Source organism: Streptomyces sp. NPDC050610 (assembly GCF_040654875.1).
In the GTDB taxonomy this organism is placed as follows: domain Bacteria; phylum Actinomycetota; class Actinomycetes; order Streptomycetales; family Streptomycetaceae; genus Streptomyces.
The window spans coordinates 347,704-361,084 of the sequence record NZ_JBFAIV010000005.1; the positions used below are offsets into that span (position 1 = coordinate 347,704).

Sequence of the window (13,381 nt, forward strand, 5' to 3'; positions counted from 1 at the left end):
CCACGCCGGGGCCGTACGCGCCCTGTCGTGGCGGGGGATGCGCGAGTTACGCTCCGGCCTCTGTCATCTGCCCGGAGGTTCCACGGATGGCCAGCCCCCGAACGACGTCCCCCCGCCGCCTGTCAGCGCTCGGCGCGACGGCCGCCCTCGTGGCCGGGCTCGGCATCGCGCCGGCCGCCGCCGCGCACGGCGCCCCGGACCGGCACCCCGTCACGACCGCCGCCCCCACTGGCCGTACGCCCGCCGGTGACCGTACGCCCGCGAAGTCGCCCGTGGCCGTCGGCTACGGCGGCGCTGTCTCCAGCGTGGACGCCGACGCGTCGGCCGCCGGCATCGACGTGCTCCGGCGCGGCGGCAACGCCGTGGACGCCGCCGTGGCGACCGCCGCCGCCCTCGGCGTCACCGAGCCCTACTCGGCGGGCGTCGGCGGCGGCGGGTACTTCGTCTACTACAACGCCGAGCACCGCAAGGTGTACACCGTCGACGGGCGCGAGCGCGCCCCGCTGAGCGCGGGCGAGGACCTCTTCCTGGAGCACGGGCAGCCCATCCCCTTCGCCGACGCCGTCACCAGCGGCCTCAGCGTCGGGACCCCCGGCACGCCCGCCACCTGGGACACCGCCCTCGACGCCTGGGGCACCCGGTCGCTGCGCCAGGTGCTGAAGCCCGCCGAGCGCATCGCCCGCGACGGCTTCACCGTCGACGCGACCTTCCAGAAGCAGACCGCCGACAACGAGTCCCGCTTCAAGGACTTCCCGGCCACCGCCGCGCTCTATCTGCCCGGCGGCCGCCCGCCCGCCGTGGGGACGACGCTCAAGAACCCCGATCTCGCGCGTACCTATGAACTGCTCGGCAAGAAGGGCGTAAGCGCCCTGTACGACGGGGAGTTGGCGCGTGACATCGTACGTACCGTACGCAAGCCGCCCGTCGACCCCGCGTCCTCACGCGTCGTGCGGCCGGGCGACCTCACCCGCGACGACCTGAGCGACTACGCGACGAAGCGCCGGGCGCCCACCCACATCTCCTACCGGGGGCTCGGCGTCTACGGCATGGCGCCGTCCGCCTCCGGCGGCACCTCCGTCGCCGAAGCCCTCAACATCCTTGAGAACACCGACATTTCACGGCTCAGCGAGAAGCAGTACCTGCACCGATACATCGAGGCCAGCCGCATCGCCTTCGCCGACCGCGGCCGGTGGGTCGGCGACCCGGCGCAGGAGGACGTGCCCACCAAGGGGCTGACCTCGCAGCGGTTCGCCGACTCGCGGGCCTGCCTGATCAAGGACGACGCGGCGCTCACCAGCCCGCTGGCGCCCGGCGACCCGCGCCACCCGAAGCCGTGCGCCTCGACGGGCCAGGCCGCCCCGACCACGTACGAGGGCGAGAACACCACCCACCTGACGGTCGCCGACAAGTGGGGCGACGTCGTCAGCTACACCCTGACCATCGAGCAGACCGGCGGCAGCGGCATCACCGTCCCGGGCCGCGGCTTCCTGCTCAACAACGAGCTGACCGACTTCTCCTTCGCCCCCGCGAACCCGGCCGTCCACGACCCGAACCTCCCCGGCCCCGGCAAGCGCCCGCGCTCCTCGATCTCCCCGACGATCGTCCTCGACCGCCATGACCGGCCGCTCGTCGCCCTCGGCTCGCCCGGCGGCGCGACCATCATCACCACGGTCCTCCAGACCCTCCTCAACCACCTCGACCGCGGCATGCCGCTCGTCGACGCCATCGCCGCGCCCCGCGCCAGCCAGCGCAACGCGGCGACGACCGAGCTGGAACCGGCGCTGTGGAACAGCCCGGTGCGAGGTCAACTCGAAGCGCTGGGGCACGTCTTCAAGCTCAACCCGGAGATCGGTGCGACGACCGGCGTGCAGCGGCTGCCCGACGGCCGCTGGCTGGCTGCCGCCGAGTCCGTCCGGCGCGGCGGCGGGTCCGCCATGGTGGTCCGTCCGGCAGACCGTAACTGACGTCAAAACCCCTGCCCTGGAGCCCACTTCAGCGTATACACAGGGGACGGTGCTTGTTCCGTCCCCTGTGGAGGAGGACTCCGGTGGGCACGAGCGTTCAGCCAACGCTGTATCTGACGGTCAACGGCGACAAATACGAGGTGCCCGCGCCCGACGTGCGGGCCACCCTCCTGGACACACTCCGTGAAGAACTCGGCCTGACCGGCGCGAAGAAGGGCTGCGACCGCGGCGAATGCGGCGCCTGCACCGTGCACCTCGACGGGCGCCGCGTACTGTCCTGCATGACGCTCGCGGTCGCCGCCCAGGACGCCGAGGTGGCCACGGTCGAGGGCCTGGCCGCCGACGGTGAACTCCACCCCATGCAGCGGGCGTTCCACGACCACGACGCCTTCCAGTGCGGCTTCTGCACGCCCGGACAGCTGATGTCCGCGATCGCCTGCGTACGGGAGGGGCACGCCGACTCACCCGACGAGATCCGCGAATGGATGAGCGGCAACCTCTGCCGCTGCGCCGCCTACCCGCAGATCACCGCGGCCATCGCCGAAGTCGCCGAAGCCGCCCGAAGTGCCGAGGGCGTCCGTGGCGCTGTCGTCGCCGGAAGCTCCGAGGCTCCCGGAAGCTCCGAGTCGGGAGGCGGCCGGTCATGAAGGAGTTCACGTACGTCAAGGCGCCCGACATGGACTCGGCGCTCACGGCCCTGCGCACCCCCGGAACACAACTGGTGGCCGGGGGAACGGAGTTGCTCAACTGGCTCAAGGAAGGCATCGAAGCCCCGGACCACCTCGTGGACATCACCGGGCTGCCGCTCACCGGCATCGGCGTCGGGCCCTCGGGGCAGCTGCGCATCGGCGCGCTGGCCCGGATGAGCGACCTCGCCGCCCACCCGGAGGCCGCCCGGGAACGCCCGGTCCTCGCCGAGTCGCTGCTGCTCGCCGCCTCACCTCAACTGCGCAACATGGCCACGATCGGCGGCAACCTCCAACAGCGCACCCGCTGCCCGTACTTCCGCGCCGACACCGCCCTGCCCTGCAACAAGCGGGCATCGGGCTCGGGCTGCGCCGCGCTCCAGGCGGACGACACGGCCCAGCTCGCCATTTTCGGCTGGACGCGGGAGTGCGCCGCCACCCACCCCTCCGACCTCGCGGTCGCGCTCGCCGCCCTCGACGCCACCGTCCTGGTCAGCGGGGCCGACGGCGAGCGGCGGGTGCCCGCGGTCGCCTTCCACCTCACGCCCGAGGAGGCGGAGCCCCAGCACCACACGGCCCTCGGACCCGATGAACTGATCACCGCCGTCGAAGTGCCGGGCCGCCCCTCGGCCCGCCTCTCCCACTACCTCAAGGTGCGGGAGCGGGCGAGCTACGAGTTCGCGGTGGTCTCGGCCGCCGTGACCCTCGAACTCACGGCCGACGACACCATCGGCTCCGCCCGCATCGCGCTCGGCGGCGTCGCCCACCGCCCCTGGCGGCTCACCGCCGCCGAGGAGGCCCTGCGCGGCACCGCCCTCGCCGACAACGACGCGCTGCGCGCGGCCGTCGCCATCTCGTTCGCCGACGCCCGGCCCCTGCCCGGCAACGGCTACAAGGTCCAACTCGCCCAGCGCGCAGCCGTACGCGCCCTGCGCGACGCGGCCCGCCGGGGCGGGCCCGGCGCGAACGGAGGCTCCCGATGAGCGCCCTGCCCCGCACCGGCCTGCGCCGCCCCGACGGCCCGGCCAAGCTGACCGGCGCCGCCCGCTACTCCGGCGACACCCCGGCCGACGGCGCCGCGTACGCCGTCCTGGTCGGCGCGACCGTCCCGACCGGCCGGATCGCGGCGCTGCACACCGACGCCGCCCGCCGCGCGCCCGGCGTGAGCGCCGTGCTGACCGCCGAGGACCTGCCGGAGATGCCGCCGGGCCCCCTCGTCCAGCCGATCCCGATGCAGCGCTCCCAGGAGGGCGCGATCCGCTACGAGGGCCAGCCGATCGCCATCGTCCTCGCCGGCTCCTGGGAGCGGGCGCGGTACGCGGCCGGGCTCGTACGGGCCGAATACGCGGACGTACGGCGGGCCGTGGTCTTCGACGAGGCCCCCGACGCCGTCGAGCGGGAACCGCTCCTGTCGCCGCCCGACGAGACGAAGGGCGACGTCGAGGCGGGGCTGGCAGCAGCGCACACCGTGGTCTCCGCCACGTACACCACCGCCGATCGGCACCACAATCCCATGGAGCCGTCGGCTACTTACGCCCGCTGGGACGGCGACCGGCTCACCGTGCACGACAGCGTCCAGTCCATCGGAATCACGCAGTTGGCCCTGGCGACCGCCTTCGGCGTCCCCTTCGAACAGGTCCGCGTCATCTGCCCGTTCGTCGGCGGCGGCTTCGGCTGCAAGGGGTACGTCTGGCCGCACCAACTGCTCGCCGCCGCGGCGGCCAGGGTCACCGAGCGGCCCGTGAAGCTGTATTTGACGCGTGCTCAGATGTTCACCTCCTGCGGGCACCAGCCCGCCACCCGGCAGACGGTGACGCTCGGCGCCGACGCCGCGGGACGGCTCACCGCCCTGCGGCACACCTCGGCCAACGCCGCCTCCCGAGAGACGGACTACGCCGAGAGCGCGACGGAGGCGAGCACCTGGATGTACGCCGCCCCGGCCATCGAGGTCCGGCGGCGCATCCGGCACACCGACCGGCCCGAGCCGACGCCGATGCGCGCCCCGCACCAGGGGCCCGGCATGTTCGCCCTGGAGTCGGCGATGGACGAGCTGGCGTACGCGACCGGCGTCGACCCGGTCGAACTGCGGCTGCGCAACGAGCCGGAGACCGACCCCATGACCGGACTCGCCTTCTCCTCGCGGGAGTTGCGCGCGTGCCTGTCGCAGGCGAGCCGGCGGTTCGGCTGGCAGGACCGTACGCCCGAGCCCCGCTCGATGCGCGACGGCGACGAACTGATCGGCTGGGGCATGGCCGCCGCGACCATGGACACCTTCCGCTTCGCCACGACGGCCCGCGTGCGCCTCGACGCCGACGGGAGCGTCCGGGTGGAGTGCGGGACCCAGGAGATCGGCACCGGCCTGCCGGGAGTGATCGCCACGATCGTCTCCGACGTGCTCGGCACCGACCCGGACACGGTCGAGGTGCGGTTCGGCGACACCGAACTGCCGCCCGCGTGGATGACGGCGGGCTCCTCCGCCACGATGGGCGTCGGCTCGGCCGTCCACGCCGCCGCCACCGAACTGAAGGAGAAGCTGGCCGGGTTCGGCGGCCGCCCGCCGGCCGCCGCCGGCTTCCTGGAGGCGGAGGCGACCTGGGGCCCGGAAGCGGGCTCGGACCTGGCGGGCCGCTCCCGTACGTACTCGATGCACACCTACGGCGCGGTCTTCGCCGAGGTCCGGGTGGACGAGGAGCTGGGGCTGGTGCGGGTGGCGCGCTGCACCGCCGGGTACGCGGCGGGCCGTATCGTCAACCCGCTGACCGCCCGCAGCCAGATGACGGGCGGGCTGGCCTGGGGCATCGGCCAGGCCCTGCTGGAGAAGTCGAGGTTCGACGGCCGCTTCGGCCGCTTCGTGTCGAAGAACCTGGCCGGGTACGCCGTCCCCGTCAACGCCGACATCCGCGAACTCGACGTCTTCTTCGTCGACGACCACGATCCGCACGCCAGCCGGCTCGGCGCCAAGGGGATCGGCGAACTGGGCGCGGTAGGGGTGGGGGCGGCGATCGCCAACGCGGTGTTCCACGCCACGGGTGTCCGCCGGCGGGATGTGCCGATGGGGATCGCGGAGGTGATGCGGGCAGGGGAGGGGCGCTCGTAATTGCTCTACGCGCAGGGTGAGTTGATGTTCGTACGGCCCGGACGGTCACAGTGGCGGCCGTCCGGGTCGTACGGTCGTCCGTCAGCCCAGCAGGCCGATGACGGCCTTCGTCGAGTCCAGCTCTCCCAGCCGGGGGAAGATCTTTTCGACGCTGTTGCGGTGGGCGTCGGCGTCCATGTCGGTGACAGCGTCCGTCGCGATCGTCACGTGGTAGCCGTGCTCGTGCGCGGCGCGGGCGGTGGACTCGACGCCGATGCTGGTGGCGATGCCCGCGAGCACGATCTGCGTGACGCCGCGGCGGCGCAGTTCGAGGTCGAGGCCGGTGCCGTGGAACGCGCCCCACTGCTGCTTGGTGACGGTGATGTCGCTGGGCCGCTGATCGAGCTCGGGCACCAACTCGGCCCAGTCCGCCGGAAGTTCCCCGCCCGGCATCCCGGCCTGGGTGCGGCCCGGCGCGCCGCCCGTGACGTTGACGAGGACCACCGGCAGCCCGCGCTCACGGAACGCGGCGGCCAGCTCGGCGGAGCGCGCGACGACGTCGGCGGCGGGCGAGAAGGTCGGCAGGGCGGTGATGCCCTTCTGGAGGTCGATGAGGACGAGCGCGGTGTTCGCGTCGAGAGTGGTGGCGGGCATGTGCGGTTCTCCTGTGTGGGATTGACGGCAGGTCAGGATGAATTCTTGCGGGTGCGCAAGGCGCGGTCGGCGGCGGTCAGGACGATCAGCAGCAGGCTGAGCCCGCCGGACACGACGGCGATGTCGTGCAGCCCGGCATCGGTGGCCCGCTGCCCGTAGAAGAGCCCGATGAGGCTGGCTGCGGTGATCGCGCCGAGGTACTGGGAGGTCCGCTGGAGCCCGGCCGCCGCGCCGACCGCGTCGGCGGGGGCCTGCACGAAGACGGCGGCCTGGTTGCCCGTCGAGGTCAGCCCCTGCGGGAGGCCGAAGAGGACGCCGGCCAGGAGCAGCGCGGCGAGCGGCGTGGTGTGGTCCGCGACGAGCAGCATGGCGCTGCCCGCCGCGAGCAGCGCGGAGGCGAGCGTGAGCGGCGCCCGGATGCCCTTCGTACGGGCGCCGAGGACCGAGCACACGGAGGCGGCCAGCGACATCGGCAGGATGATCAACCCCGTGTGGAACGAGGAGTAGCCGTGCGCCTCCTCCAGCCACTGCGTGTATCCGTACATGACGCAGTAGATGACGAGATAGGCCAGCCCGTGGCGGAGGTAGGTGAACGACAGCGCCCGGTTGTGCGCCAGCATCCGCAGGTCTATGAAGGGGCTGGGGCGGCGCAGTTGCCACCAGGCGAGGGCGGCGGCGAGCACCGCGACGACGGGCAGCAGCGGCCACCGCGGGTGGTCCAGGTCCATCAGGAAGAGCATCGTGGCGGTCAGCGTCGCGCCGAAGAGCGCGATGCCGAGCCCGTCGAGCGACGCCTTCGAGGCCGCGCCGGTGCCGTGCGCGGCGGCGTCGTTACCGGAGTTCCGCCCGGCGGCCTCCTCGTTGTCTCTGTTGTCCTTGCCGTCCTTGTCGTCCTTCGGCAGCCAGAGGAGGGCGAGGACGAGGGCGAGCGCGGCGAGCGGTACGTTCAGGGCGAAGATGCCGCGCCAGCCCGTGGTCGCGGCGAGCAGCCCGCCGAGCACGGGGCCGACCGCCATGGACCCGAGACCGGCGAGGGAGAGCAGGCCCAGGACGGTGCGCGGGGCCTCCTGACCGGTGCGCCGGGACACGGCGCGGAGCATGGACATCGCGGCCGGATACGCGGCGGACGTGCCGACGCCGAGCAGTACCCGGGAGGCGATCAGCCAGCCGAAGCCGGGCGCGAGCGCGCCGGTCAGGCCGGCCGCCAGGACCACCAGCAGCCCGCTCACGAAGATCCGGCGCGGGCCCAGCAGGTCGGCGAGCTTGCCCATGGTGGGCTGGGCGACGGCACTGGCGAGGTAGAGGGAGGCGACGAGCCAGGCGGTGGAGGACGCGCCCACGCCGAAGTCGTGGCCGATGGCCACCAGGCCGGTGGCGATCATCGTGGAGTTGACGGGGTTGAGCACCGAGCCGATGAGCAGCGGCGTCATCAGGCGCGGCCCGAACCCCGAGGCGACCGGCGCCCGCGTGTCCGCCGCCCGTGTGTCCGCCGCCGCGCCGCTGCGGGCGCCCAGCCGGCTCACTGCTGGGCTCGTATATCGGACGGTGCGTCAGATTGCCGACTGGCATGCGGATCAGACGGAACGTCAGTGCCGGCAAGCCCCTCCGGAGCCTCCGCCGCCAGCCGCTTCAGAAGCTCCGTCGCCTCCGTCAGCGTCCGCTGCTCGTCGGGGGTGAGCCGGTCCGCGATGGCCCCGGCCAGCCAGCTCTGCTTGGACTGCCGCAGGGATGTGAGCGTACGGCGCCCCTCGCCCGTGACGGAGTAGACGACCTGCCGGCCGTCGGTGGGGTGCGGGGTGCGCTCCAGCAGCCCCCGCTCCTCCAGGTAGCCCAGCGTCAGCCGCATCGACTGCGGCCGTACCAGTTCGGCGCGGGCCAGCGCCGCCGTCGTGGCGGCCCCGTCGGTCGCGATCCGGCTCAGCGCCGAGCGCTGGGTGGGCGTGAGTTCGCCCTGCGGGGATGCCGCCCGCAGCCGCCGCGACAGCTGGCCGACGACGGCCGTGAGGTCGGCGGCGGTGCGTGCCTGTGTCTGATCGGCTTCCTGATCGGCCATGGCGTCACCGTAAGACTTCGACAGGCAAACTTGCAAGTTTGCCTGTCTTGCTAGTCGAGGGGGATCGACGGAGCCTGCCGCGCCCGGTCGGCGGAACCCTTGCCACACCCCGTGCCGGGTCATACGGTCGCATCCACACGTAGATCCACTTGATCCACGCGTGTTCAGCCTGGTTGACGCCCTGGCAAAGGAGCAATTCATGGCCAAAATCGTCCGCGCCGCACTCGTCCAGGCGAGCTGGACCGGTGACACCGATTCGATGATCGCCAAGCACGAGGAGCACGCCCGCGCGGCGGCCGGCCAAGGCGCTCAGGTGATCGGCTTCCAGGAAGTCTTCAACGCCCCGTACTTCTGCCAGGTCCAGGACAACGAGCACTACCGCTGGGCCGAACCGGTGCCGGACGGCCCGACCGTGCGCCGGATGCAGGAGCTCGCCCGCGAGACCGGCATGGTGATCGTCGTGCCCGTCTACGAAGTGGACCAGCCCGGCTTCTACTACAACACCGCCGCCGTCATCGACGCCGACGGCAGCTACCTCGGCAAGTACCGCAAGCACCACATCCCGCAGGTCAAGGGGTTCTGGGAGAAGTTCTACTTCCGCCCCGGCAACGCCGGCTGGCCCGTCTTCGACACCGCGGTCGGCAAGGTCGGTGTCTACATCTGCTACGACCGCCACTTCCCCGAGGGCTGGCGCGCCCTCGGCCTCGGCGGCGCGCAGATCGTCTACAACCCCTCCGCCACCTCGCGCGGCCTCTCCGCCTACCTGTGGCAGCTGGAACAGCCCGCGGCCGCCGTCGCCAACGAGTACTTCGTCGCCGCGATCAACCGCGTCGGCACGGAGGAGTACGGCGACAACGACTTCTACGGCACCTCCTACTTCGTCGACCCCCTCGGCCGGTTCGTCGGCGAGAAGGCCAGCGACACCAAGGAGGAGCTGGTCGTCCGCGACCTGGACCTCTCCCTCATCGACGAGGTCCGCCAGCAGTGGGCGTTCTACCGGGACCGCAGGCCCGACGCCTACGACGGCCTGGTACAGCCATGAGCACCCCCGCCTCCCTGCACGCCCGCCACCAGGCGGTCATGCCGGACTGGCTCTCGCTCTACTACGAACGGCCGCTGGAACTCACGCACGGCGAGGGCCGCCACGTCTGGGACGCCGAGGGCAACCGCTACCTCGACTTCTTCGGCGGCATCCTCACCACCATGACCGCCCACGCCCTTCCCGAGGTCACCAAGGCCGTCAGCGACCAGGCCGCCCGCATCCTGCACACGTCGACGCTCTACCTCGACCGTCCGATGGTCGACCTCGCGGAGCGGATCGCCCAGCTCTCCGGCATCCCGGACGCCCGCGTCTTCTTCACCACCTCCGGCACCGAGGCCAACGACGCGGCCCTGCTGCTCGCCACCTCCTACCGCCGCTCCAACCAGATCCTGGCGCTGCGCAACAGCTACCACGGCCGTTCCTTCGCCTCCATCGGGATCACCGGGAACTCCAGCTGGTCGCCCACCAGCCTCTCGCCGCTCCAGACGCTGTACGTGCACGGCGGCGTCCGCACCGACGGCCCGTACGCGCACCTGTCGGACGCCGAATTCATCGCGGCCTGCGTGGCGGACCTCAAGGACATGCTCAGCCAGACGCACGGCAACGTCGCGGCTCTCATCGCCGAACCGGTCCAGGGCGTCGGCGGGTTCACCAACCCGCCCGACGGGCTCCTCGCCGCCTTCCGCGAAGTCCTCGACGCGCACGGCATCCTGTGGATCACCGACGAGGTGCAGACCGGCTGGGGCCGCACCGGCGAGCACTTCTGGGGCTGGCAGGCCCACGGCCGGTCGGGCCCGCCCGACCTCCTCACCTTCGCCAAGGGCATCGGCAACGGCATGTCGATCGGCGGCGTCGTCGCCCGCGCCGACGTCATGAACTGCCTCGACGCCAACTCCATCTCCACCTTCGGCGGTTCGCCCGTCACCATGGCCGCCGGCCTCGCCAACCTCACCTACCTCCTGGAACACGACCTCCAGGGCAACGCGCGCCGCGTCGGCGGCCTCCTCATCGAGCGGCTGCGCGCGGTCGCCGCCGGGCTCCCGGCCGTACGGGAAGTACGCGGCCGGGGCCTGATGATCGGCGTGGAGCTGGTCCACGCCGACGGCTCACCCTCGCCCCGCGCCGCCACCGTCGCCCTCGAACGCGCCAGGGAGAACGGCCTGCTCGTCGGCAAGGGCGGCCGCGACGGCAACGTCCTGCGCATCGCGCCGCCGCTGTCGCTGTCCGTCGCGGAGGCCGAAGAGGGGGCAGCGCACCTCGAAGACGCGCTGCGAGCGGCACAGTCCGCCACCGGAGGAAGAGGCATCGGAGGAGAGGAACAGCCATGACCACCCGCACACTCATCAGGGGCGGCCTGGTCGTCACCGCCGCCGAGGAGACCCGCGCCGACGTGCTGATCGAGGACGAGAAGATCGTCGCCCTCGCCGCCTCGGACAGCGCGTACGCCGCAGGCTGGACGGCCGACCGTACGATCGACGCCACCGGCAAGTACGTGATCCCCGGCGGCATCGACGCCCATACGCACATGGACTTTCCCTTCGGCGGCACCTTCTCCGCCGACTCCTTCGAGACCGGGACCCGCGCCGCCGCCTGGGGCGGCACCACCACCATCGTGGACTTCGCGGTCCAGACGCGCGGCCAGGCGCTGCGCGAGGGACTCGACCTCTGGCACGCCAAGTCCGACGCCCAGTGCGCCGTCGACTACGCCTTCCACATGATCCTCTCCGACGTGAACGAGTCCACCCTCAAGGAGATGGACCTGCTGGTGGGGGAGGGTGTCACCTCCTTCAAGCTGTTCATGGCCTACCCGGGCGTCTTCTACAGCGACGACGGGCAGATCCTCCGCGCGATGCAGCGCTCCGCCGGCAACGGCGGGCTGATCATGATGCACGCCGAGAACGGCATCGCCATCGACGTCCTCGTCGAACAGGCCCTCGCGGAGGGCCGTACCGACCCCCGCTACCACGGCGAGGTCCGCAAGACCCTGCTCGAAGCCGAGGCCACCCACCGCGCCATCCAGCTCGCCCGCGTAGCCGGGGCGCCGCTGTACATCGTGCACGTCTCGGCGGAGGAAGCCGTGGGCGAGCTGACGCTCGCCCGGGACAAGGGCCTGCCGGTGTTCGGGGAGACCTGTCCGCAGTACCTCTTCCTGTCCACGGACAATCTCGCGGAGCCGGACTTCGAGGGCGCGAAGTACGTGTGCAGCACGCCGCTGCGGCCCCGCGAGCACCAGGAGTCGCTCTGGCGCGGGCTGCGCGGCGACGACCTCCAGGTGGTCTCCACGGACCACTGCCCGTTCTGCTTCACGGGCCAGAAGGACCTGGGGCGCGGCGACTTCTCGAAGATCCCCAACGGGATGCCGGGCGTGGAGAACCGGATGGACCTCCTCCACCAGGCCGTCGTGGACGGGCACATCAGCCGCCGCCGCTGGATCGACATCGCCTGCGCCGCCCCGGCCCGGATGTTCGGCCTGTACCCGAAGAAGGGCACCATCGCGCCCGGCGCGGACGCCGACATCGTCATCTTCGACCCGCACGCCGAGCAGACGATCTCCGCCGAGACGCACCACATGAACGTCGACTACTCGGCGTACGAGGGCAAAAGGATCACCGGCCGGGTCGAGACCGTGCTCTCGCGCGGTACGGCCGTACTCGACCAGCGGCAGTTCACCGGGCGCGCCGGGCACGGCCGTTACGTGCCGCGCGGCACCTGTCAGTACCTGAGCTAGGAGGCTGCGGACACATGGACTTCGGACTCGTCCTTCAGACCGACCCGCCCGCCACCGCCGTCGTCGACCTGATGCGGCACGCGGAGGAGCGCGGCTTCACCTACGGCTGGACCTTCGACTCGGCGGTGCTGTGGCAGGAGCCGTTCGTCATCTACAGCCGCATCCTGGACCACACCGAGCGGCTCATCATCGGCCCCATGGTCACCAACCCCTCCACCCGCACCCCGGAGGTCACAGCCTCCACCTTCGCCACGCTCAACGACATGTTCGGCAACCGAACCGTCTGCGGCATCGGCCGCGGCGACTCCGCGATGCGCGTCGCCGGCCGCAAGCCCAACAACCTCGCCACGCTCAGCGAGTCCATGCACGTCATCCGCGAGCTGGCGGAGGGCCGCGCGATAACCGTCGACGGCACGCCGCTGCGCTTCCCCTGGGTGCGCGACGGCAAGCTCCCGGTGTGGATGGCGGCGTACGGGCCGAAGGCGCTGGCGCTCGCGGGCCGCGAGGCGGACGGCTTCATTCTCCAACTCGCCGACCCGTACCTCACCGAGTGGATGATCAAGGCGGTACGGGACGCGGCGGCGGAGGCGGGCCGCGACCCCGCCGACGTCAAGATCTGCGTCGCCGCCCCCGCGTACGTGGGTGACGATCTCGCGCACGCGCGTGAGCAGTGCCGCTGGTTCGGCGGCATGGTCGGCAACCACGTCGCCGACCTGGTGACCCGCTACGGCGAGCACTCGGACATGGTGCCCGAAGCCCTGACCGCGTACATCAAGGCCCGCGAGGGCTACGACTACGCCCACCACGGCCGCAGCGGCAACCCCGACACCGCGTTCGTCCCCGACGAGATCGTGGACCGCTTCTGCCTCCTGGGACCGGTGGAAGCGCACGAGGAGAAGCTGCGCTTCCTACGGGAGTTGGGCGTCGACCAGTTCGCGCTGTACGCGATGCACGACGCCAAGGAGACGACGATCGACGCGTACGGAGACCGGATCATCCCCGAACTGGGCTGACTGGCCGCTACGGGGCGTGCGCCCGGCCCGATCACGGGACGCGCCCCGTCCACCCGCAGATTCAGAGATGGAAGCCGAGTGCGCGGAGTTGTTCGCGGCCGTCGTCGGTGATTTTGTCGGGGCCCCAGGGCGGCATCCAGACCCAGTTGATGCGGAGTTCGTTGA

11 protein-coding genes and 1 pseudogene are annotated in these 13,381 nt (G+C 71.9%); 8 read left to right on the forward strand and 4 right to left on the reverse strand.

Annotated elements, in window-relative coordinates; translation table 11 throughout:
- Window positions 1-86 precede the first annotated feature (86 nt).
- From ggt to AB0I22_RS09410, 4 genes are all read left to right on the forward strand, one after another.
- Window positions 87-1,964, forward strand: a complete 1,878-nt coding sequence (gene ggt / locus AB0I22_RS09395) for a gamma-glutamyltransferase (protein ID WP_363130078.1) — start codon at window positions 87-89, stop codon at window positions 1,962-1,964.
- Between the two features lie 107 nt (window positions 1,965-2,071).
- Window positions 2,072-2,611: a (2Fe-2S)-binding protein gene (locus tag AB0I22_RS09400; RefSeq protein ID WP_363130110.1), complete on the forward strand. Its 540-nt coding sequence runs from the start codon at window positions 2,072-2,074 to the stop codon at window positions 2,609-2,611.
- A complete protein-coding gene (locus AB0I22_RS09405) occupies window positions 2,608-3,633 on the forward strand; it encodes a xanthine dehydrogenase family protein subunit M (RefSeq protein WP_363130079.1) in 1,026 nt (341 codons plus the stop codon). The genes AB0I22_RS09400 and AB0I22_RS09405 overlap by 4 nt, the downstream gene beginning before the upstream one ends.
- The gene (locus tag AB0I22_RS09410; RefSeq protein WP_363130080.1) at window positions 3,630-5,747 is read left to right on the forward strand and encodes a xanthine dehydrogenase family protein molybdopterin-binding subunit; all 2,118 of its coding nucleotides are present in this window, start codon (window positions 3,630-3,632) and stop codon (window positions 5,745-5,747) included. Before AB0I22_RS09405 ends, AB0I22_RS09410 begins: the two co-directional genes overlap by 4 nt.
- An 81-nt stretch (window positions 5,748-5,828) precedes the next feature.
- On the opposite strand, the gene AB0I22_RS09415 is transcribed toward AB0I22_RS09410, so the two are convergent.
- Genes AB0I22_RS09415 through AB0I22_RS09425 form a run of 3 tightly spaced genes read right to left on the reverse strand, consistent with a single transcriptional unit; the run spans window position 5,829 to window position 8,433 of the window.
- The gene (locus AB0I22_RS09415; RefSeq protein WP_363130081.1) at window positions 5,829-6,380 is read right to left on the reverse strand and encodes an isochorismatase family protein; all 552 of its coding nucleotides are present in this window, start codon (window positions 6,378-6,380) and stop codon (window positions 5,829-5,831) included.
- A 32-nt stretch (window positions 6,381-6,412) separates the two neighbouring features.
- Entirely contained in the window at window positions 6,413-7,894 is a 1,482-nt protein-coding gene (locus tag AB0I22_RS09420) for an MFS transporter (protein WP_363130111.1), read from the reverse strand.
- 5 nt (window positions 7,895-7,899) lie between these two features.
- Window positions 7,900-8,433: a MarR family transcriptional regulator gene (locus tag AB0I22_RS09425; protein ID WP_363130082.1), complete on the reverse strand. Its 534-nt coding sequence runs from the start codon at window positions 8,431-8,433 to the stop codon at window positions 7,900-7,902.
- A 199-nt stretch (window positions 8,434-8,632) separates the two neighbouring features.
- Here AB0I22_RS09425 and AB0I22_RS09430 point away from each other — a divergent pair, with 199 nt between their 5' ends.
- From AB0I22_RS09430 to AB0I22_RS09445, 4 genes are read left to right on the forward strand one after another with little or no spacing between them, the layout of a single operon-like run.
- The gene (locus AB0I22_RS09430; protein ID WP_363130083.1) at window positions 8,633-9,475 is read left to right on the forward strand and encodes a nitrilase-related carbon-nitrogen hydrolase; all 843 of its coding nucleotides are present in this window, start codon (window positions 8,633-8,635) and stop codon (window positions 9,473-9,475) included.
- Window positions 9,472-10,803: an aspartate aminotransferase family protein gene (locus tag AB0I22_RS09435; RefSeq protein ID WP_363130084.1), complete on the forward strand. Its 1,332-nt coding sequence runs from the start codon at window positions 9,472-9,474 to the stop codon at window positions 10,801-10,803. The genes AB0I22_RS09430 and AB0I22_RS09435 overlap by 4 nt, the downstream gene beginning before the upstream one ends.
- Window positions 10,800-12,203 (forward strand): dihydropyrimidinase, encoded by a 1,404-nt coding sequence (hydA, locus tag AB0I22_RS09440; RefSeq protein WP_363130085.1) that lies wholly within the window; start codon window positions 10,800-10,802, stop codon window positions 12,201-12,203. The genes AB0I22_RS09435 and hydA overlap by 4 nt, the downstream gene beginning before the upstream one ends.
- Window positions 12,204-12,217: 14 nt before the next feature.
- The gene (locus AB0I22_RS09445; protein WP_363130086.1) at window positions 12,218-13,216 is read left to right on the forward strand and encodes a TIGR03842 family LLM class F420-dependent oxidoreductase; all 999 of its coding nucleotides are present in this window, start codon (window positions 12,218-12,220) and stop codon (window positions 13,214-13,216) included.
- Window positions 13,217-13,277: 61 nt separating this feature from the next.
- Here AB0I22_RS09445 and AB0I22_RS09450 read toward each other — a convergent pair.
- A pseudogene (locus AB0I22_RS09450) lies at window positions 13,278-13,381 on the reverse strand (metal-sulfur cluster biosynthetic enzyme); the annotation flags it as partial.